The organism is Paenibacillus sp. IHBB 3054 (genome assembly GCF_051594305.1).
Classification (GTDB): Bacteria; Bacillota; Bacilli; order Paenibacillales; family Paenibacillaceae; genus Paenibacillus_AQ.
Genome location: NZ_JBOFBG010000001.1, coordinates 457,140 through 475,851, shown reverse-complemented (window position 1 = coordinate 475,851; position 18,712 = coordinate 457,140). Strand labels below are relative to the sequence as shown.

General features: G+C 53.8%; 16 protein-coding genes. 15 read left to right on the top strand and 1 reads right to left on the bottom strand.

Annotated features, from left to right (window positions below):
- The first annotated feature begins 51 nt into the window (after positions 1-51).
- From deoB to ACQ76X_RS02355, 4 genes are all read left to right on the top strand, one after another.
- The gene (deoB, locus tag ACQ76X_RS02370) at positions 52-1,230 is read left to right on the top strand and encodes a phosphopentomutase (protein WP_438491249.1); all 1,179 of its coding nucleotides are present in this window, start codon (positions 52-54) and stop codon (positions 1,228-1,230) included.
- A 56-nt stretch (positions 1,231-1,286) separates the two neighbouring features.
- Complete coding sequence (locus ACQ76X_RS02365; protein WP_076108927.1) at positions 1,287-2,111, top strand: purine-nucleoside phosphorylase; 825 nt, start codon at positions 1,287-1,289, stop codon at positions 2,109-2,111.
- Between the two features lie 82 nt (positions 2,112-2,193).
- Positions 2,194-3,054, top strand: coding sequence for a purine-nucleoside phosphorylase (locus ACQ76X_RS02360; protein ID WP_438491248.1), 861 nt, complete (start codon positions 2,194-2,196; stop codon positions 3,052-3,054).
- Positions 3,054-4,385: a pyrimidine-nucleoside phosphorylase gene (locus tag ACQ76X_RS02355; RefSeq protein WP_438491247.1), complete on the top strand. Its 1,332-nt coding sequence runs from the start codon at positions 3,054-3,056 to the stop codon at positions 4,383-4,385. Before ACQ76X_RS02360 ends, ACQ76X_RS02355 begins: the two co-directional genes overlap by 1 nt.
- Before the next feature lie 176 nt (positions 4,386-4,561).
- On the opposite strand, the gene ACQ76X_RS02350 is transcribed toward ACQ76X_RS02355, so the two are convergent.
- Complete coding sequence (locus ACQ76X_RS02350) at positions 4,562-5,584, bottom strand: serine hydrolase domain-containing protein (RefSeq protein ID WP_438491246.1); 1,023 nt, start codon at positions 5,582-5,584, stop codon at positions 4,562-4,564.
- Positions 5,585-5,928: 344 nt separating this feature from the next.
- On the opposite strand from ACQ76X_RS02350, the gene ACQ76X_RS02345 reads away from it, so the two are divergent.
- From ACQ76X_RS02345 to ACQ76X_RS02295, 11 genes are all read left to right on the top strand, one after another.
- On the top strand, positions 5,929-6,879 hold the full coding sequence (locus ACQ76X_RS02345) for a DUF1177 domain-containing protein (RefSeq protein ID WP_438491244.1): 951 nt from the start codon (positions 5,929-5,931) through the stop codon (positions 6,877-6,879).
- A 62-nt stretch (positions 6,880-6,941) separates the two neighbouring features.
- Entirely contained in the window at positions 6,942-7,610 is a 669-nt protein-coding gene (locus ACQ76X_RS02340) for an AroM family protein (protein ID WP_341094699.1), read from the top strand.
- A 15-nt stretch (positions 7,611-7,625) separates the two neighbouring features.
- Complete coding sequence (locus tag ACQ76X_RS02335; RefSeq protein ID WP_438491241.1) at positions 7,626-8,570, top strand: aminopeptidase; 945 nt, start codon at positions 7,626-7,628, stop codon at positions 8,568-8,570.
- A gap of 54 nt (positions 8,571-8,624) precedes the next feature.
- Entirely contained in the window at positions 8,625-9,278 is a 654-nt protein-coding gene (locus ACQ76X_RS02330) for an aspartate/glutamate racemase family protein (RefSeq protein WP_076108934.1), read from the top strand.
- A 497-nt stretch (positions 9,279-9,775) separates the two neighbouring features.
- Positions 9,776-11,302: a PucR family transcriptional regulator gene (locus tag ACQ76X_RS02325; RefSeq protein WP_438491239.1), complete on the top strand. Its 1,527-nt coding sequence runs from the start codon at positions 9,776-9,778 to the stop codon at positions 11,300-11,302.
- Positions 11,303-11,558: 256 nt separating this feature from the next.
- Positions 11,559-12,569 (top strand): ABC transporter permease, encoded by a 1,011-nt coding sequence (locus tag ACQ76X_RS02320; RefSeq protein ID WP_340897335.1) that lies wholly within the window; start codon positions 11,559-11,561, stop codon positions 12,567-12,569.
- 29 nt (positions 12,570-12,598) lie between these two features.
- On the top strand, positions 12,599-13,498 hold the full coding sequence (locus ACQ76X_RS02315; protein WP_076108936.1) for an ABC transporter permease: 900 nt from the start codon (positions 12,599-12,601) through the stop codon (positions 13,496-13,498).
- 192 nt (positions 13,499-13,690) lie between these two features.
- Positions 13,691-15,292: an ABC transporter substrate-binding protein gene (locus ACQ76X_RS02310; protein WP_438491237.1), complete on the top strand. Its 1,602-nt coding sequence runs from the start codon at positions 13,691-13,693 to the stop codon at positions 15,290-15,292.
- Positions 15,293-15,380: 88 nt separating this feature from the next.
- Positions 15,381-16,664 (top strand): M20 family metallopeptidase, encoded by a 1,284-nt coding sequence (locus tag ACQ76X_RS02305; RefSeq protein ID WP_438491235.1) that lies wholly within the window; start codon positions 15,381-15,383, stop codon positions 16,662-16,664.
- Positions 16,665-16,735: 71 nt separating this feature from the next.
- Complete coding sequence (locus tag ACQ76X_RS02300) at positions 16,736-17,713, top strand: ABC transporter ATP-binding protein (protein ID WP_438491233.1); 978 nt, start codon at positions 16,736-16,738, stop codon at positions 17,711-17,713.
- Positions 17,710-18,672 (top strand): ABC transporter ATP-binding protein, encoded by a 963-nt coding sequence (locus tag ACQ76X_RS02295; RefSeq protein ID WP_438491231.1) that lies wholly within the window; start codon positions 17,710-17,712, stop codon positions 18,670-18,672. Before ACQ76X_RS02300 ends, ACQ76X_RS02295 begins: the two co-directional genes overlap by 4 nt.
- The last annotated feature ends 40 nt before the right edge of the window (positions 18,673-18,712 follow it).

The window sequence follows — 18,712 nt, the reverse complement described above, 5'->3', positions numbered from 1 at the left end:
GTTTTGATGAAACCTAAAGAATATGCATACTACGAAGGAGTGAAGACGGACATGTCCTCATTTAAACGAATTGGATTTATCGTTCTTGATAGTGTTGGTATCGGCGAAGCGCCGGATGCGGAAAGTTTCGGTGATAAAGGGTCCCATACGCTGGGACATATTTTGGAGCGGGTGCCGGGTCTTAAGCTGCCTAATCTGCAAAAGCTTGGTCTCGCCAATATTGCACCGCTGCCGCCGCTGGAACCTGTAGCAGCACCGGCCGGTTATTACGGTAAAATGCAGGAGGTATCGGTAGGCAAGGATACAATGACCGGCCATTGGGAGCTGATGGGACTAAAGATTGAAGTTCCGTTCAACACCTATTTTGACGGATTCCCGGCAGAGCTGATTGAGAAGTTCGAAGCGGCAACCGGACGCAAGGTTATTGGCAATAAACCGGCTTCCGGTACGGAGATTCTGGTCGAATATGGCGAAGAGCAAATGAAGACCGGGGCCTGGATTGTGTACACTTCCGCCGACAGCGTATTCCAGCTTGCTGCTCATGAAGATATTATCCCGCTGGAAGAGCTGTACAGCGCCTGCAAAATCGCCCGCGAGCTGACGATGGCTCCCGAATTCTCGGTAGGCCGCGTAATCGCCCGCCCATATGTCGGCAAACAGGGGAACTTTGTGCGTACTCCCAACCGCCACGACTATGCGGTCAAACCGCCGGAGCCGACGGTAATGAACGCGCTGGAGGATATCGGTAAAGACGTTATCGCTGTGGGCAAGATCAACGATATTTTCACAGGTGAAGGCGTAACAGCCACTTATCCGACAAAAAGCAATGAGCATGGCATCGAGATTACGATCCGAGAGCTGCGTAAGCCGTTTGACGGCTTCCTGTTCACGAATCTGGTAGATTTCGATTCCCTGTATGGCCACCGCCGCGATCCGGAAGGTTACGGACATGCTCTTGAGGTATTCGATCAGGCGCTTCCGGAACTGCTATCTACACTCGGCGAAGATGATCTGCTCATTATCTCGGCAGACCACGGCAATGATCCGATCCATAGCGGAACTGATCACACACGCGAGTATGTGCCACTCTTGATTTATAGTCCAAGATTCAAGACTCCGGGCAACCTGGGCATCCGCCAGACGTTCTCGGATGTGGCAGCGACAATTGCCGACAACTTCGGGGCCAAAGCACCGCAATACGGGACAAGCTTTTTGGCGGAACTCAAATAATACGAATTTCTATGAAGCATCAATACTACGGACAACCCTCAAGGAGGCAATAAACTATGGAAGCAGTAAGCCAAAAGCACATTCAGGAAGCAGCGGTTTATATCAAGGATAAATGTACAGTCGCCCCGGAAATCGGGCTGATTCTCGGTTCAGGACTGGGCGTTCTGGCAGACCTCATTACGGATGAGGTTGTAATTCCCTACAACGAGATCCCCCATTTTCCTGTATCCACAGTAGAAGGACATGAAGGCGAACTGCTGATCGGGATGATCGAAGGACGACGAGTTGTAATGATGAAGGGCCGGTTCCACATGTATGAAGGCTACGGCCCGGAGACGACGGCTTTTCCGGTGCGCGTCATGAAAGAGCTTGGCGTAACCAGCCTGCTCGTTACCAATGCCGCAGGTGGCGTGAACACGGACTTTACACCCGGCGATCTGATGCTGATTACCGATCATCTGAACCTGACCGGGCGCAATCCGCTGACCGGCCCGAACGACAATGCTCTGGGCGTGCGGTTCCCGGATATGTCGACCGCCTACAGCCCCCGCCTGATTGCAGCGGCGAAGGAAGCTGCGGCAGAGCAGGATTTTGAATTCAAGGAAGGCGTTTATGCCGGGTTGCTCGGCCCTTGCTATGAAACTCCGGCTGAAATTGTCATGCTGCGCCGTCAAGGCGCGGATGCTGTAGGCATGTCCACCGTCTCCGAGACGATTGTGGCCCGCCATGCCGGTATCGAGGTGCTTGGCATTTCCTGCATCACCAACATGGCTGCCGGCATTCTTGACCAGCCGCTGAACCATGCGGAGGTTATGGAGACGGCTGAACGTGTGCGTGAGCGCTTTTTGAAGCTGGTACTGGCCTTTATTCCGAAGATGTAGGATTTATAGAACTGATTCAATGGCATCGGAATTATGCCAATATTTTTCGTCCACAACAATTCATACCCGGGAGGTTCAATTTATGACACAAACCAATATTTCTTACGGCAATCAGGTGAAAGAAGCAGCGGAATACGTAAAATCCAAATTAGGAGCGTATTCACCGTCCATCGGGCTGATTCTGGGCTCAGGTCTTGGCGATCTGGGCGACCAAATCGAAGATGCAGTGTATCTGCCTTATGAAGAAATTCCTCATTTTCCGCGTTCTACGGTAGAAGGCCATGCTGGCCGGTTCGTCATCGGGAAGCTGGAAGGCAAGGATGTTATCATCATGCAGGGCCGCTTCCACTTCTACGAAGGCTACGAGATGCGCAAAGTTGTGCTTCCGGTCTATGTGATGGCAAAGCTTGGCGTGGGTACGCTGGTGATCACTAACGCGGGCGGCGGAATGAACCGGGCGTTCAAAGCAGGCGACCTGATGCTGATTACCGACCACCTCAATATGACTGGCGACAACCCGCTGATCGGACCTAATGATCCGGAGCTGGGTGTACGTTTCCCGGATATGTCCCGTGCTTATGACCCTGAGTACATGGCTTTGGCCAAAAAGCTGGCGGCTGATGTTAAAGGTGTAGACGGTGAATCGCTTGTGCTGCAGGAAGGTGTATATGCCGGCATCAGCGGTCCGACTTATGAGACACCGGCGGAGCTGAAAATGCTGGCATACCTCGGCGGCGATGCTGTCGGGATGTCTACTGTGCCTGAAGTGATCGTGGCCAGCCACAGCAAGCTGCGTGTGCTCGGCATTACCTGTATCACTGATATGGCGATCGGGGATGAGCTGGAGCCGTTGACGCATGAGCAGGTGGTGAAAGTTGCCAATCTGACTAAACCGAAGTTTATCGGCCTTGTGCGGGCCTTTGTGCGTGAGGTACAGGTGTAATGCGAGCGGTTGATCTTATTCAGAAAAAAAGAGACGGCGGGGAGCTTAGCCGTGAAGAAATAGCTTTTCTGATCCAAGGCTACAGCAAGGGTGAAATTCCCGACTACCAAATCTCGGCTTGGGCAATGGCGGTGTATTTCCGCGGGATGAACGCACGGGAAACCGGCGATCTGACGCTGGAAATGGCCATGTCCGGTGATCAGGTCGATCTCAGTCCGATTGCCGGCATCAAGGTGGACAAGCATTCCACTGGCGGCGTGGGCGATAAGACGACTGTGGTTCTGGCACCGCTTGTTGCCGCAGCCGGAGTACCGGTGGCCAAAATGTCCGGCCGCGGGCTTGGACATACCGGAGGCACCCTCGACAAGCTGGAGTCGATCAGCGGCTTTTCTATCGAGATGGGCCGGGAACAATTTTTCGCCCAGGTCGGGGAGATCGGCGCTGCCGTAATCGGCCAGTCGGGCAACATTACACCTGCAGACAAGAAGCTCTACGCACTGCGTGATGTGACAGCGACAGTGGAATCCATTCCGCTGATCGCCAGCTCCGTCATGAGCAAAAAAATCGCCGCAGGTGCCGATGCCATCGTGCTTGATGTGAAGACCGGCAGCGGCGCGTTCATGAAGACGCTTGACGATTCCATTGCCTTGGCGCAAGCCATGGTGGATATCGGGACCCATCTGGGCCGCAACACGGTTGCGGTCATCAGCGACATGGACCAGCCGCTTGGCTACGGCATCGGCAATGCCCTGGAAATCAAGGAAGGCATCGAAACCTTGAAGGGCCACGGGCCGAAGGATCTGCAGGAGGTCTGCCTTATTCTGGGCAGCCAAATGCTGTTGCTTGGCGGCAAGGCGAAGGACGAAGCCGAAGCCCGCTCCATCCTGATGTCTCATATCGAGGATGGTAGTGCTCTGGAGAAGTTCAAGCAAATCGTATCTGCGCAGGGCGGAGAGGTGTCGCAGGTCGAAGCGCCGGAGACGCTGCCGGCAGCACGGAGATTTATCGAAGTGAAAGCAGCAACCGCTGGTTATGTGGAGAGCATCCAAGCCGAAGAGATTGGTATAGCTGCCATGCTGCTTGGCGCAGGCCGCGAGACCAAGGAATCGGTCATTGATCTCGCCGTTGGCATTCAGCTGTCGCTGAAAGTCGGCGATGCCGTAGCCGCAGGAGATACGCTTGCCGTATTGCATGTGAACAATGCCAGCGAGAACAAAGTGCAGGAAGCGGAAGCTAAAGTGCTGGAAGCTTACCGCATTTCCGCTCAGCCCGTTCCGCCTCAGCCGCTGGTGTTTGCGCTTGTGACCAAAGATGGCGTAACCCGGTACTAGGATTCAGCGCAGGAATGTAAAGGTTCTCGATATTTCTGTGATAAATCAGCATCATGTAAACGAAAAGCCGTACAGAACAGTCAAATGTTCTGTACGGCTTTTTGCAATTTGAAGTAATCTAACCCTCCAGTAGTTTGACGTTAAATATCATCAAACTTGCGCCTTGGAAAGAAGAATTACTGCAGCAGCCATTCCTCTACCACCTTCAGGATAGGGTAGGCTCCCCGGCTTTTGTTGCACAGGACAACAACGGTTGCTCCGCTTGCAGGGTAGAAGGCGGAGTGGAAGGACACCCCGGGATCGTACCCCATCAGATGATATTTCAGTGCCTCGCCATTTTGCTTCGTGATCCATACTCCGTAACCGTAGTACTCCTCATTGTCATCATGAATGTGCGGAGTGAGCAGGAGGGCCGTCAGCTCCGGATTTAGCAGCGTATGATCGAGCAGTCCCTGCCATAGCCGCTGCATATCCGGCGCGGTGACGAAAGCGCCGCCGTCAGCGCCTCCTTTTACAGGAATGGAATAGATGTTGGTGACCCAGTTTCCATCCGCTTCTTCGATATATCCCATGGCGGTATTGGCTGGAAGCGCATCCAGTGCAAAATACCCGGAATGCTTCATTCCGCAAGGCGCAAAAATATGCTGCTCCACGTAATCCGTAAAGGGCATCCCGCTAATCTTCTCAACCAGCAGGCCAAGCATGATGTATCCGGCATTGTTGTAGTGAAATCTTTCTCCCGGTGTGAATTTCATCGGATGCTGCGAGAACATCGGTACGAAATCCTGGAGCTTGCGCAGCAGGTACATGGGCTGGTTCAGCCACAACGCCGCGTAATCATCCATGATTTCTTCATCAAAGTAATCCGCAATACCCGAGCTATGCGTCAGCAGGTGATGAATGGTCATGTCATGGCTGAATCGGGCAAATTCTTTTCCATTCAGCACATCCAGCACCTTGCTGCTGAAAGCAAGCTTCCCCTGTTCCACCAACTGGCAGACAGCAATTGCCGTAAACAGCTTGCAGCCGGAGGCGATGCCAAAGCGTGTGTCCGGATGATTTAGCCGCTCCTCTGAAATGTTGGCACTGCCGTAAGAAGCGGCCAGGGTCTCGCTCTGTTTTTTGACCAAAACTGCTCCAGAGAATCTTTCGGTCTCAGCTTCCTCGCTGATCTTATGCTGCAGATATTCAAGCTTCATGGTGGCTCCTCCGATTCAGTTCATTTATAGTAGCTTAGCTAAGAAATTCGCCTGAAAGATACAAGTTTCCTTTATTTGATCCTTATTTATGAGGCGAGAATTGGAATAACGACTGAAGACTGTACGTGCTGCGTAAGGTTTATCTGCAAAGGACAAGAAAAGCACATCAGTTTTGGCAGGGCGGTACATTGTGGACGTTTTGGAATTTAAGATACTATAAACTCTAACCTTACAATAATAGTTTTGTACAGACTGGCGGCGATTGGCTGCTTTTTCATGAAATGTCGTTAGCATTTCTACAGATTAACAAATCCGCGAGTCAGCACATCCGAGGAGGAATTATAATGGCACTTCATCAAACGATAACGGTATTGAACACACTGGACAGCGCTTATGTTAACGGTGAACAGGTCAGGCAGCTGTTTGCAGCTTATCCGGCAGTTAAGGTAGACGTCCATAAGGTTGAGGGTGAAAAGGGCAGCACGGAATTCGTCAAAATCTCAATCCCAGGCAGCAACGGAAAGCTGGCGGGCGGCACGGCGCCGACCTTCGGAATTGTGGGCAGACTTGGCGGAATCGGAGCCCGTCCCAGCCGGATCGGGATTGTCTCCGATGCGGACGGCGCAGTCGCTGCCATTGCTTCAGCACTGAAATTGGCCCATATGCAGACCAAAGGCGATGTGCTCAAAGGGGATGTGCTGGTAACGACCCATATTTGCCCGGATGCTCCGACGCTGCCGCATGAACCGGTGGATTTCATGGATTCCCCGGTCGATATTCTGCAGATGAATGAACATGAAGTGCTGCCGGAAATGGAAGCGGTTCTGTCCATTGATACCACTAAAGGCAACCGGGTGGTCAACCACAAAGGCATTGCAATCTCGCCAACGGTCAAGGAAGGCTACATCCTGCGGGTGAGTGAGGACCTGCTGCGCATTCTGGAAATGACGACAGGCCAGTTTCCGGTTACTTTTCCGGTGACGACCCAGGATATTACACCTTACGGGAACGGCCTCTATCATATTAACTCGATTCTTCAGCCTGCCGTTGCAACGAATGCTCCGGTTGTAGGCCTGGCGATAACTGCACAGTCCATGGTCCCCGGCTGTGGCACCGGTGCAAGCCACGAGGTTGATATTGCTTCCGCAGTACGTTTTGCAATTGAAACCGCCAAAGAAGTGACCGGGGGATCATGCTCATTCTATAACGAAGCGGAATTTGACCGCATTACAGAATTGTACGGCACGATGAGTGTATTGCAGACACTGGGCAAACCGGCGGTAACCTCCCGCTAAATCCGGGTTTATAGAAATTGTACTGCGAAGGGTAACTCCATGAACATCTAGGAGGAAGCAGATTGAAAAAAATTGGGTTGATCACGATTGGACAGTCCCCCAGATCCGATGTGGCGCCGATTATTGAAAAATATTTGGAGGGCCGTGCGGAGCTGCTGCAGTCGGGGGTATTGGATGGATTCACCCCGGCGCAGGTTCGCGAATACTACAGTCCGCAAGAAGGAGAATATGTTCTGACGACCCGGATGGCGGATGGTACTGCGGCGATTATCTCCCGCGAAAGGATAAAGACAGTGCTGCAGGGAAAAATTGATGCCATGGAGGCTGCTGGAATCCGACTGATTCTGCTGCTCTGCACCGGTGTGTTTCCTGAGCTGCACACGAACCGTGCCCATTTGCTTGAGCCGGACCGGATTATACCACCGGTAGTGCAGGCCATGATCGGCAAGCGCCGGTTGGGGCTGATCGGTCCGTTGCCTGAGCAGGAAGAGAATATGGTCGAGAAATTTGCCGGGCCGGGGACCACCCTTCCTTTTGCCGCTGTCTCTCCATATACCGGCACTGAAGCGGAATTCCGCGCCGCAGCGAGCCGGCTGAAAGACCAGGCGGATGTGATTGTGCTTGACTGCATGGGTTATGTGGAGCAGCATAGAATATGGGCGGCCTCAGCAGGAGTGCCAGCCGTACTGTCAAATGCCCTCATAGGGAAGCTGATGGCGGAAATGGTGTAATCAGGAGGAACGAATATGAGTGAAGAGCGGATAATAATCAGTATGAATGTCCTGAAGGACTGCCTGGGACTCAGCAGCGGTGAACTGCTGGCTGTAGTGGCGGATGATGACAAGCGGGAGCTTGCCGAATCCGTCTATGAGGCCGGCAAAAGACTCGGAGCCGAGTCGGTGCTGCTGATCATGCAGGAACGGAGCAAGTCCGGTGAAGAACCGCCTGCTCCAATTGCGGAGGCGATGGCCAAGGCGGATGTGGCGGTGTGTATTACAAAACACTCCATGACACATACAGCGGCCCGCAAGCAGGCTGCTGCAGCGGGAACCCGGGTAGCGACCATGCCGGGTATGACGGATGACATGTTCAGCCATGGAGCCATTACGGCAGACTATGGACAAGTGAAGTCGTTGACGGAACAAGTTGCCCTGCTTCTGTCCGCAGGCCGTGAGGTACGTGTGGAGAAGGACGGGCTAAGCCTCTCCTTTTCCATAGAAGGGCGGGACGGAGTGCTGAGTACTGGGCTATACCTGAATCCTGGGGAATCCGGGAATTTGCCTTCGGGCGAAGCGTATATAGCACCGCTTGAAGGCACTGCCGCAGGACGGATTAAAGTAGACGGGTCCATAGCCGGTATTGGCGCCTTGGCCAGTCCAATGGTGCTGACGGTGGAGCAGGGCCGGCTTACAGCAGCTGAAGGTGAAGGCGGAGACAAGCTGCTGGGGATGCTGGGGGCAGGCGATGGCCGGCTCCTGGGTGAGTTCGGCATTGGCACGAATAACAAGGCGAGAATTACCGGGGTGGTGCTTGAGGATGAGAAGGTCTACGGGACCATTCATGTAGCCTTTGGCAGCAATAACACCTTTGGCGGTGTTGTAGCGGCAGGTGTACATATAGATGCCGTAGTGATGAAGCCGGATGTGTATATTGATGACAAAATCATTATGCACGCCGGGGAGTTGCTCTAGTCTTGCCAAGTACCTAAGCGGTCGTTACAAGCAACCTGAAAGGGAGGGATACGGATGCTGGGAATCATACGTGTAATAACACTTCAAGAAGAGAGCTCCATCCATCTGCACGGCGAGCTGATAGAACGCCGCTATGGTCTGCCGGTCATGAGCCGCTGCATTCAGGATCAGCCTCAAGGCGTCTACGATGACCTAACGGAAGCAGAATCCGTACCGAAAATCATTGAACTCGCACGGGAGCTTGAAGCAAGCGGATGTACTGCGATCGGCATCAGCTGCGCGGCGGATCCGGCGCTGCTGGAAGCGAGGGCTGCGGTAAGGATTCCTGTACTCGGTGCCGGGTCCTGCGCAGCCCATATGGCGCTGGCCTTCAGCAGCCGAGTCGGCGTTCTGACGATCCTGACCGAGGTGCCTCCCTTCATTCGAAGCATCCTCGGGGACGCCTATCTCGGGATGGATCGTCCCGACGGTGTAACAACGACGCTTGATCTGAACACGCCTGCGGGACGTGCCGGAGCTCTGGCCGGAGCGGCAAGGCTCGTTGAGCGCGGAGCAGAGGCCATTGTGTTGGCCTGCACCGGATTTGCAACGATCGGTTTGGCTGCTGAACTGGAAGAGAAGCTAGGAATCCGCGCGCTCGACCCGATTCTCTCATTGGGTGCCGCAGCGGCTTCGGCTGCTTCTCTGCCCGGGCTTGTCCGCCGCTAAACCTTTGTCAACGGCTGATTTGCTGGGTGACAGTTATCCACACTCAAGTGAAACGTTCTCCCGGACCCTCGGTCCGGCGAGGACGTTTTTTTGTGGATCACTCGAAAGCTTGAGAAGCGCAGGAGCGGAGTCACGATCGCGTTAAGTGGTGGAACAGATGGCAGTATGAGATGTTAAAGTGCATCTGATATTGCCGCAAACGCGATGGATGGTGGGATGAGATGTTAAAGTCCGCAGATTGCCGAAATTGTGGATTTAATCGAACTAACAGCTCTGGTGTCCGGATAAGTCACCGCTACAATGTAGTTTGCGGGATGCCTCCACTTCAGCGATTTTCTCCAGAAGGTTTTACTGTAGGATGCAGTTGTTATCTGCAATTTGAAATATTTGCCCTGTGGTTCGCAGGCGAATTCTGATAAACTATCGGGAACGCCAGACTATGGCATATCTCAGGAGAAAACTTGAAATACTGTAGACAGCGGAGGGAGGAAGGAATATTGAACACACGAGGAATTACGTTGAGAGAGCTGCTGCAGCTGCCGATACTCGGCACAGCCACCGTAGTCAGCGGTGGACAGGGACTGGACCGGATTGTCCGCTTTGTAGATATTATGGAGGTTCCCGACCTGAAGGGTTGGATCAGTGAAGGCGTCATGCTGCTCACTACGGCCTATTCGATCCGCCATGACCCTTCACTGCTGACTGAGCTGGTATACACACTGGACAAGCTGGGGGCAGCTGCGCTGGCGATAAAACCAGCCCGGTTCCTGAAGGAAATTCCCCAAGCGGCGATCGAAGCGAGCAATGCCTGCGGGCTGCCGATCGTCGAGATTCCGCCTGAAATCCCTTATACGAACATTACCCAGCCGGTGATGGAGCTGCTGCTGGGCCGTCAGGCTATGCTGCTGCGCCGGGCAGAAGAGGTCTACCGCACACTCACAACGATGGTGCTGGAGAACAGCGGAATTCAGGCGGTCAGCGATAATGTGGCCGATTTTCTAAAAGCGCCTGTCGCACTGGTGGATACGCAGCGCAGTATTATCGTTTCCTCTCCCTCCAATTTTGACTGGTCACAGAAGACTTCACCGCTGAACTGGAACATTAATGTGGACAAGAAGACGGTGGCCAGGCTTCTGGTAGACAAGGAGAAGCTGGATGATATGGAGGAAGTGGGGATCGAACAGGCCAGACTGGTGTTTGCCCTTGAGCTGATGCGGAAAAAGGTAGCCGAGGATACCGAGTTTCGTCTACGCGGCAATTTCATCGACGAGCTGCTGACACCTCCGCTGCCTTCACGGCATGAAGTGGAGCGGCGGGCACGTCAGCTTGGTATGAATCCTGAACATAAATGGGAGGTCGCCGTCATTGAAGGTGATACCGCTCCTAGTGAGGAGACCGTGAACCGGCTGCTGGACCGGGAAGCGCGCAAGCGCGGAGTGACTCCCCATGTGGAATACCGCTCAAGCCGAGCCGTGTTGTTCTTGCCGACACCGGAAGGCCGTAAATTTACGGGAGCTGCAGGCGGGGAGGAACCATGGGCGGCAACACTGGAAAGCTGGCTGCATGACAAAAGCGAAGGTCTTAGCGCCTACCGGACCGGTATCGGTACCCCGGAGGATTTGTGGAATATCCACACCAGCTATAATGAAGCGCGCAAAGCACTGTCGGTTTCCAAACGTCTGGGCCAGGGGGCTAGTGCAGTCACCCAATACGAGGAGATGGAGGTCTACCATCTGCTGGAGGGGTTAAGCAGGCAGGGCTTCGAGGTGCTGTTCGAGCGCAAGCTGGGCAAGCTGCTGCGATATGACCAGGAGCATGACAGCAACATGCTGTTGACGTTCTATCATTATCTGGAGCACCGGGGGAGTCTGATTGATACGGCCAGCAGTCTCTACATACACCGCAATTCAGTGAAGTACCGGCTGGAGCGGATCCGTGATATTACAGGGTTCGATCTGAATGATCCGCGTGAGCAATTTGTCTGCCATTTGTGCCTGATTTACTACTACCTGCAGGAAAAATAGGGCGTGCTGGAATTTTTACGGAAGTTAATGTTAGATAACATGACATTTAGAGGCGGTAATAGTGCACAACCGACAAACGGTTGTGCTTTTTTTTAGCTAAACGGGACGTAGAGTGGACATGAAATTGTATGTAGAATTAGCTCAACTACTAAAGAGAATAAAGAAACAGCACAGTACCTGACATGGAACCGCAGGTTCCGCCAAAGAAAGGACTCACAGCCTGGATTGCAACAGAAGCCGTAAGGGGGTTGATTCATTGTTTGCTTACACATTAAAAAGACTAACGCAGATGATTCCGGCCTTGCTTGGTATCATCGTCATCACATTCATTCTATCCAGGGTACTGCCGGGCGATCCCGCAATTATGCTGGCCGGTGAACAGGCCCCGGAGGAAATCGTGAACAAGATCCGCCAGGACATGGGGCTGGACAAGCCGCTTTACGTTCAGTTCTTCAGCTATTTCGGGCAGCTGTTTCAAGGAAACATCGGTTATGCCTATCATACGGGGCATTCGGTAGCCAGTGATTTGTCCTCACGGTTTCCGGCCACCCTTGAGCTGACCTTGACCAGCATACTGATCGCGATTCTGGTGGCGATTCCCGTCGGAATTGTTGCTGCGACCCGCAAGGAATCCATCCTCGACCATATTTCGCGTGTATTCTCGCTGATAGGCGCCTGCGTGCCGATCTTCTGGCTCGGTCTGATGTTCATTTATATTTTTTACTCGATCCTTGGCTGGGCTCCGGCACCGATGGGGCGAATCAGCGGTGATCTGAATCCGCCGGTCCACATTACGGGTTTGTACGTGCTGGACAGTCTTCTGTCGGGTGATACCGCCGCTTTGAAAAGCAGCCTGGCCCACCTGCTGCTTCCCGCAATCTGCCTGAGCACAGGCACCATGGCCATTGTGGCCCGCATGACCCGTTCGAGCATGCTGGAGGTAGTCGATCAGGATTTCGTGCGCACCGCCCGAGCCAAAGGGCTGCGGGAGTCCGCCGTGATTTACAAGCATGCACTTGTGAATGCCCTCATTCCTACACTTACCGTGCTCGGCCTGCAGTTTGGCTATCTGATGGGCGGTGCGGTCATCACCGAGACGATCTTCTCCTGGCCGGGCATCGGCGGGTATGTCACAGATTCCATTCTGGCCGCGGATTATGCGCCGATTCAGGCGTTTACCCTAGTAAGTGCGATTCTCTATTGCGGCATTAACCTGGCGGTAGATCTGATATACGGTCTGATTGATCCGCGTATCCGCTATGAATAAACAGCTTTTTGGAGAGGAGGAGATTTCTGTTGAGCACTGCAGCACATTCAGCACAGGGCAACCCTGCCAAACCCGCAGCTGCGCCGAAACCCAAAACATTACTGACGCTGCTTCTGCATAACCGTCTGGCTGCCATCGGCCTCATCTTTATTCTGATCTGGACGGTGATTGCCATCATTGCACCCTGGATTGCTCCGCATGATCCTTACATTACAGATATGGCGAATAAATTGCAGGCTCCTTCAGGAAGCCACTGGTTCGGAACGGACAACTTCGGCCGGGATATTCTCAGCCGGGTGCTGTACGGAGCAAGGATCAGTATCTGGACTGGTCTGATCGCCGTGGCGATTTCTTTTCTTATCGGCGTACCGCTGGGCGGAATTGCTGCCTACTACGGCGGGAAGACCGGAACGGTCATAATGCGCTTGATGGATGTCCTGTTATCCTTCCCTTCACTGGTGCTGTCCATGGCAATTGCCGCTTCCATCGGGGCAGGCTTAACCAGTGCAATGATCGCTGTAGGAATCGTCGGTATTCCGGAGTTCGCGCGGCTGATGTTCGGCCAGACCGTCTCCCTCCGAGAGAAGGAGTATGTTGAAGCCAGCCGGGCAATCGGTGTAAAAAATTCGGTGATCCTATACCGTCACATTCTGCCCAATGCACTGGCCCCGCTGATGGTACAGGCTACCCTCGGAATGGGCTTCGCCATCCTGACGGCATCCAGTCTCAGCTTTCTCGGCCTTGGAGTCAAACCCCCGATTGCCGAGTGGGGGGCGATGATCTCAGAAGGCAGGGAATACATCATTTCCGGTCAATGGTGGTTGGTCACTTTTCCGGGATTGTCCATCGCCACTTCGATTCTGGGCTTTAATCTGCTCGGCGACGGTTTACGAGATGTTCTTGATCCACGGTTGCGGTCGGGCAAATAGAGCGGAGCGCAGGCAGGGAAGTCCCGCTGCACATCCGCAGGTTGCCCGATAAATATAGATTAGAGTCTACCGGAAGGGCTGCTGCAGACAGGCGAGACCCTCGGAAGCAGATCCAGCCCCTCACGGAGCATGATCACAAGCAGCAATATGTTTTTTTTAGCAGGCAGGATATAGAAAAGGGAGGAATTACTGATGAAAAGAGTCAAGCTGCTGTCCACATTCATCGCTTTTTCAATCATGCTGGCTGGTTGCGCAACCAGCGCCAATCCGCAAACACCGGCTGCCTCACCAGCGACATCGGGAACCACAGGAGAGACGGCGGCTGCCAAGCCATTCCTGACCGTAGCTTATTCCGAGGGCGGCACATCACTGGACCCGGCAGAAGCGAATGACCTGACCTCCGATACACTGGTACTTGCCGCATACGATCAGCTGGTTACCTACGGAATTAAGACCGAAAATGGCGCGAATATCGCCAACACCGAAGATATTCAGCCTATGCTTGCCGAGAGCTGGGAGGCTTCGAGCGACAATACTGTCTATACTTTCAAACTGACGCCCGGAGTGAAATTCCAGAGCGGCAATCCTGTGGATGCAGCATCGGTTGTGTATTCCTTTGACCGTGTTGCCAAGTCCAGTTCCGGCAGTTTTCTCTATGGGATGGCTGCGATCAAAACCGTAACTGCCGTAGATGATGCTACAGTTGAAATCACCCTGACAAATGCCAATCATAATTTCCTGCAAATACTGGCCATGTACACCTTCTCCGTCGTCGATCAGAAGACGGTAGAAGCGCAAGGTGCCGATTACCTCAAGACCCATGCCGCCGGCTCCGGCCCGTTCAAGCTGGAGAAATGGGACCCGGCTACGGAAGCAGTGTTCACACCTAACGAGGACTACTGGCAGGGTGCTGCGAAACTTGGCAAGGTGACCCTGAAGTTCACCAAGGAAGCCTCCAACCGGGTGCTGCTGCTGGATAAAGGTGATGTAGACATGGCGATTGAGATTCCGCCTAAGGATGTATCCTCTCTGAAGAGCAACACCGACCTGACCGTAGCCTCCAATGCCAGCAACCGGATTCTCTACTTTGCGATGAACAGCAAAGTGAAGCCTTTTGACAACGAGAAGGTCCGCCAGGCGATCAATTATGCCATTCCTTATGATGAACTGCTGAGCGGCGTCATGTACGGCCAGGCGAATCAGATGAAGAGCGCCGTGGCCAGCAATACTCCGGGCTTCACCGATGCAGGTTACGTCTACGAGCATAACCTGGACAAAGCCAAGGAATTGCTGAAGGAAGCTGGTTATGAGAACGGGTTTAAATTTGACTTCACCCTGGGCTCCGGCTTTGACGACTGGGAAGATGATGCCGTACTGATTCAGGCTGAGCTTGCCAAAATCGGCGTCACTATGAACATCAACAAGCTGGCACGCGCCCAGTTCCTGGAACAGCAGAAAACAAAGAACCTGACCGCTTATATATCCAAATGGACTTCTTTTGTCAATGATCCCGGCTATCATCTTGGTTTCCTGATGTATGGCAAAGGTTCCTCCAACTACAACAACTATCAGAATGCCGAAGTAGACAAGCTGTGGGAACAAGCTAATACGGAGACCGATCAAGCCAAACGCAGTGAGCTGTACCAGCAGGCACAGGAAATTATTACAACAGAAGCGCCATGGGCGTACCTCTACGAATACAACCGCATCGTTGGCATGAGCAACAAGATCAGCGGTTATGCGTTCTACCCGGATGAGGTCATCCGATTCTATCCATTGTCGGTGCAGGAATAAAATTCGACTTACAAAGAGCGGACGGGCCATGAGGCTGCGGTCCCTCTTTTTTCACAAATTCATGGGAGCTATAGGGAGGCCACTACCAATGACAGACTGGACAGGCAAGGTGCTGAATGCAATTGATGAAGGGCAGGATCAGCTGCTGGAGCTGTGCTCGCAGTTGATCCGTTATCCATCGGAGAATCCCCCGGGCGATTCGCGTGAGATCAGCGCTTTTATTATCGATTATCTGAAGCAGGCGGGAGTGAACACGACCATTTATCCGGCCACTGAAAAGATGCTGAATCTCGTATCCACATTGACAACAGCAGCTGAACAGCCTTCCGATAAAAAGTTGATTTTCTGCGGACATACCGATGTGGTTCCGGCTGGTGATCTGTCCCGCTGGGATTTTGATCCCTTCTGCGGGGATATTGTCGATGGATACATGCTCGGCAGAGGCGCTTCCGATATGAAGGCGGGGCTTGCCGGACTGATCTATGCCGTGGCCCTGCTGTCGAAACTAGGCGTGCCGCTCAAAGGCGATCTGTCGCTGCTTATCGTGCCGGATGAAGAAACGGGCGGCCACCTGGGTGTGCCCTGGGTGCTGGAGCGCGGACTAATTACCGGAACTGCAGCAGTTATCGCGGAGCCCTCCGGACCGCTGAATCCGACGATCGGCCAGAAGGGCAGCTGCTGGTTTGAATTCACAGTGGAAGGCACGCCGGGACATGGCAGTCTGTCTCCAGTGGTTGGTGAAAGTGCAATCGTCAAAGCGGCCAAAGGCATTGATGCCTTGCAGCGCCTATGGGATATCAAGCCGAATATTCCGGAGGAGGTCAAAGAAATTATCCGTATCTCCCAGGATTATGTGAAGCAGCGTGAAGAGTACGGTACGGTCGCCTACCAGGTGTTTGACCATGTTACCGTGAATATCGGAACCATTCAGGGCGGTACGAAGGTCAACGTGGTTGCCGACCGCTGCACTATTCAGGTGGATTCGCGGGTGCCGTTCGGCGTTGATTACCGCGATGTGCTTGACCGCGCCCGTTCCTTGCTGCTTGAGGCGGGAATCGAGTCAGAGGTCAAGGGCTTCGGCTTCCAGGGGAATGCGAATTGGACCTCCCCGGAGGAGCCGGTCGTCAGCGATCTCGTTGAGAGCATTTGCGAAGTGAGTGGAGAAGAGGCTTACGGTGTGCTTCAATGGGCATCCAGCGATGCGCGCCATTTCCGCACCCATAACATTCCGGTGCTGCAATACGGCCCGGCCGAGCTGTCCACCATTCATAATTTCAATGAAAAAGCACCAGTCTGGCAGATCATTCAATGCGCCAAGGTTTATGCCTTGACTGCGCTTAAATACCTGGGCGTGGAAGAAGACACGAAATAATGATGTTACATTGCTTGGTATTAAGATAACTGAAAAAGGTATGCAAAAATAAACGTAACGGAGGGGAAACGATGACAGAACTGCTGGAAGTATCGGGTTTATGCACCGAATTCGTAAGCGCTGCGGGGACAGTCCGCGCGGTGGACGGCATCAGTCTGTCAGTGCGCAAAGGCGAGACGCTGGGCATTGTCGGTGAATCCGGCTGCGGCAAAAGCATAACCTCGCTGTCGATTATGCAGCTCCTGCCCAAGCGGATCAGCCGGATCTCCGCCGGGCAAATCCGTTTTGAAGGCAAGAATATGCTGGAAATGCCGGCGAAGGAAGTTCGCAATATCCGGGGCAACCGGATTGCGATGATTTTTCAGGAGCCGATGACCTCGCTCAATCCGGTATTCAAGATCGGCCGGCAAATTTCCGAGTCTGCCCGCTTTCACCTGAAGCTGAGCAAGAAGGAAGCGAATGAGCGTGCAGTTGAGATGCTGCGAAAGGTCGGCATTCCCCGTCCGGAGAAAATTGCTGAGCAGTATGCCCACCAGCTCTCCGGCGGCATGCGCCAGCGGGTGATGATTGCCATGGCGATGGTCTGTAACCCCCAGCTGCTGATTGCAGATGAGCCGACCACGGCACTGGACGTCACGATCCAGGCGCAGATTCTCGATCTTATGCGCGATTTACAGAAGAACGAGGGCATGTCCATCCTGATGATTACCCATGATCTTGGGGTGGTTGCAGAGATGTGCGACAGAGTGGTCATTATGTATGCAGGACAGATTGTGGAAGAAACAGATGTGGCGACGCTCTATAACAATCCGCTGCATCCGTATACCCAAGGGCTGCTGGCATCGCTGCCTCAGCTCGCGGGAGACAATGACCGTCTGAGCTCGATTCCGGGGCAGGTGCCGAACCCGGCCAACCTGCCGCCCGGCTGCCGGTTCGCTCCCCGTTGCCCGATGGTGGTTCAGCGCTGTTGGGAAGAACGCCCGGAGCTGCTTGAGATTCAGCCGGGACACACTTGCCGGTGTCTGCTGCTGCAGGAGGAAATATCATGAGTACAATTCTGGAAGTCCGCAATCTTAAGAAACATTATCCGATCCGCAAAGGGTTCTTCTCCAAGCAAGTAGGTGCCGTGAAAGCCGTTGACGGCATTACGTTATCGGTAGAACAAGGAGAGACCCTAGCCGTAGTGGGGGAGTCCGGCTGCGGTAAGTCTACTACGGGGCGGGCCATCCTGCGCCTGATCGAACCGAGTGAGGGCGAGATCCTCTTCAACGGCACAGATGTGCGCAGCCTGGGTACCGAGCAGCTGCGCCGCTTCCGCACCGATATGCAGATGGTGTTCCAGGACCCGTATGCTTCGCTGGATCCGCGCTGGACCGTGCAGCGCATTCTGGAGGAGCCCATGCGCACGCATGAACAGGCAGCAGGAAATGAACTGAAGAGCCGGGTTGAACACTTGATGGAGGTTGTGGGACTTTCCCCTTATCAGGCGCACCGTTTTCCGCATGAATTCTCCGGAGGCCAGCGGCAGCGGATCGGAATCGCCCGGGCGCTGGCTCTGAACCCCAAGTTCATCGTCTGCGACGAGCCGGTATCTGCATTGGATGTATCGATCCAGGCCCAGGTGCTGAATCTGATGCAGGATCTGCAGGAGCAGTTTGGGCTGACCTATATGTTCATCTCCCATGACCTGTCGGTCGTGAAATTTATCAGCGACCGTGTGGCCGTCATGTACCTGGGGCGGATCGTTGAGCTTGCGCCCACTAAGACGTTATTCGCGAAGCCGCTCCATCCGTATACACAAGCGCTGATGTCCGCAGTGCCGGTGCCAAATCCGGCTCTGAAGAAGCAGCGGATTGTCCTGAGCGGCGATGTGCCGAACCCGGAAACTCCGCCAAGCGGCTGTGCCTTCCATCCCCGCTGTTCTCATGCAATGGACAGATGCCGTACCGAAGAACCAGTGCTGCGTGAGCTGGAATCAGGGCACCAGGTTTCCTGCCACTTGTATTAACCGATAGAGCAAGATAGTGAGGCCATCCGGAAGCGGGTGG

Coding starts and splice junctions, on each gene's coding strand:
- deoB (WP_438491249.1), top strand. CDS start 52: ATGTCCTCATTTAAACGAATTGGATTTATCGTTCTTGATAGTGTTGGT.
- ACQ76X_RS02365 (WP_076108927.1), top strand. CDS start 1,287: ATGGAAGCAGTAAGCCAAAAGCACATTCAGGAAGCAGCGGTTTATATC.
- ACQ76X_RS02360 (WP_438491248.1), top strand. CDS start 2,194: ATGACACAAACCAATATTTCTTACGGCAATCAGGTGAAAGAAGCAGCG.
- ACQ76X_RS02355 (WP_438491247.1), top strand. CDS start 3,054: ATGCGAGCGGTTGATCTTATTCAGAAAAAAAGAGACGGCGGGGAGCTT.
- ACQ76X_RS02350 (WP_438491246.1), bottom strand. CDS start 5,584: ATGAAGCTTGAATATCTGCAGCATAAGATCAGCGAGGAAGCTGAGACC.
- ACQ76X_RS02345 (WP_438491244.1), top strand. CDS start 5,929: ATGGCACTTCATCAAACGATAACGGTATTGAACACACTGGACAGCGCT.
- ACQ76X_RS02335 (WP_438491241.1), top strand. CDS start 7,626: ATGAGTGAAGAGCGGATAATAATCAGTATGAATGTCCTGAAGGACTGC.
- ACQ76X_RS02330 (WP_076108934.1), top strand. CDS start 8,625: ATGCTGGGAATCATACGTGTAATAACACTTCAAGAAGAGAGCTCCATC.
- ACQ76X_RS02310 (WP_438491237.1), top strand. CDS start 13,691: ATGAAAAGAGTCAAGCTGCTGTCCACATTCATCGCTTTTTCAATCATG.
- ACQ76X_RS02305 (WP_438491235.1), top strand. CDS start 15,381: ATGACAGACTGGACAGGCAAGGTGCTGAATGCAATTGATGAAGGGCAG.
- ACQ76X_RS02300 (WP_438491233.1), top strand. CDS start 16,736: ATGACAGAACTGCTGGAAGTATCGGGTTTATGCACCGAATTCGTAAGC.
- ACQ76X_RS02295 (WP_438491231.1), top strand. CDS start 17,710: ATGAGTACAATTCTGGAAGTCCGCAATCTTAAGAAACATTATCCGATC.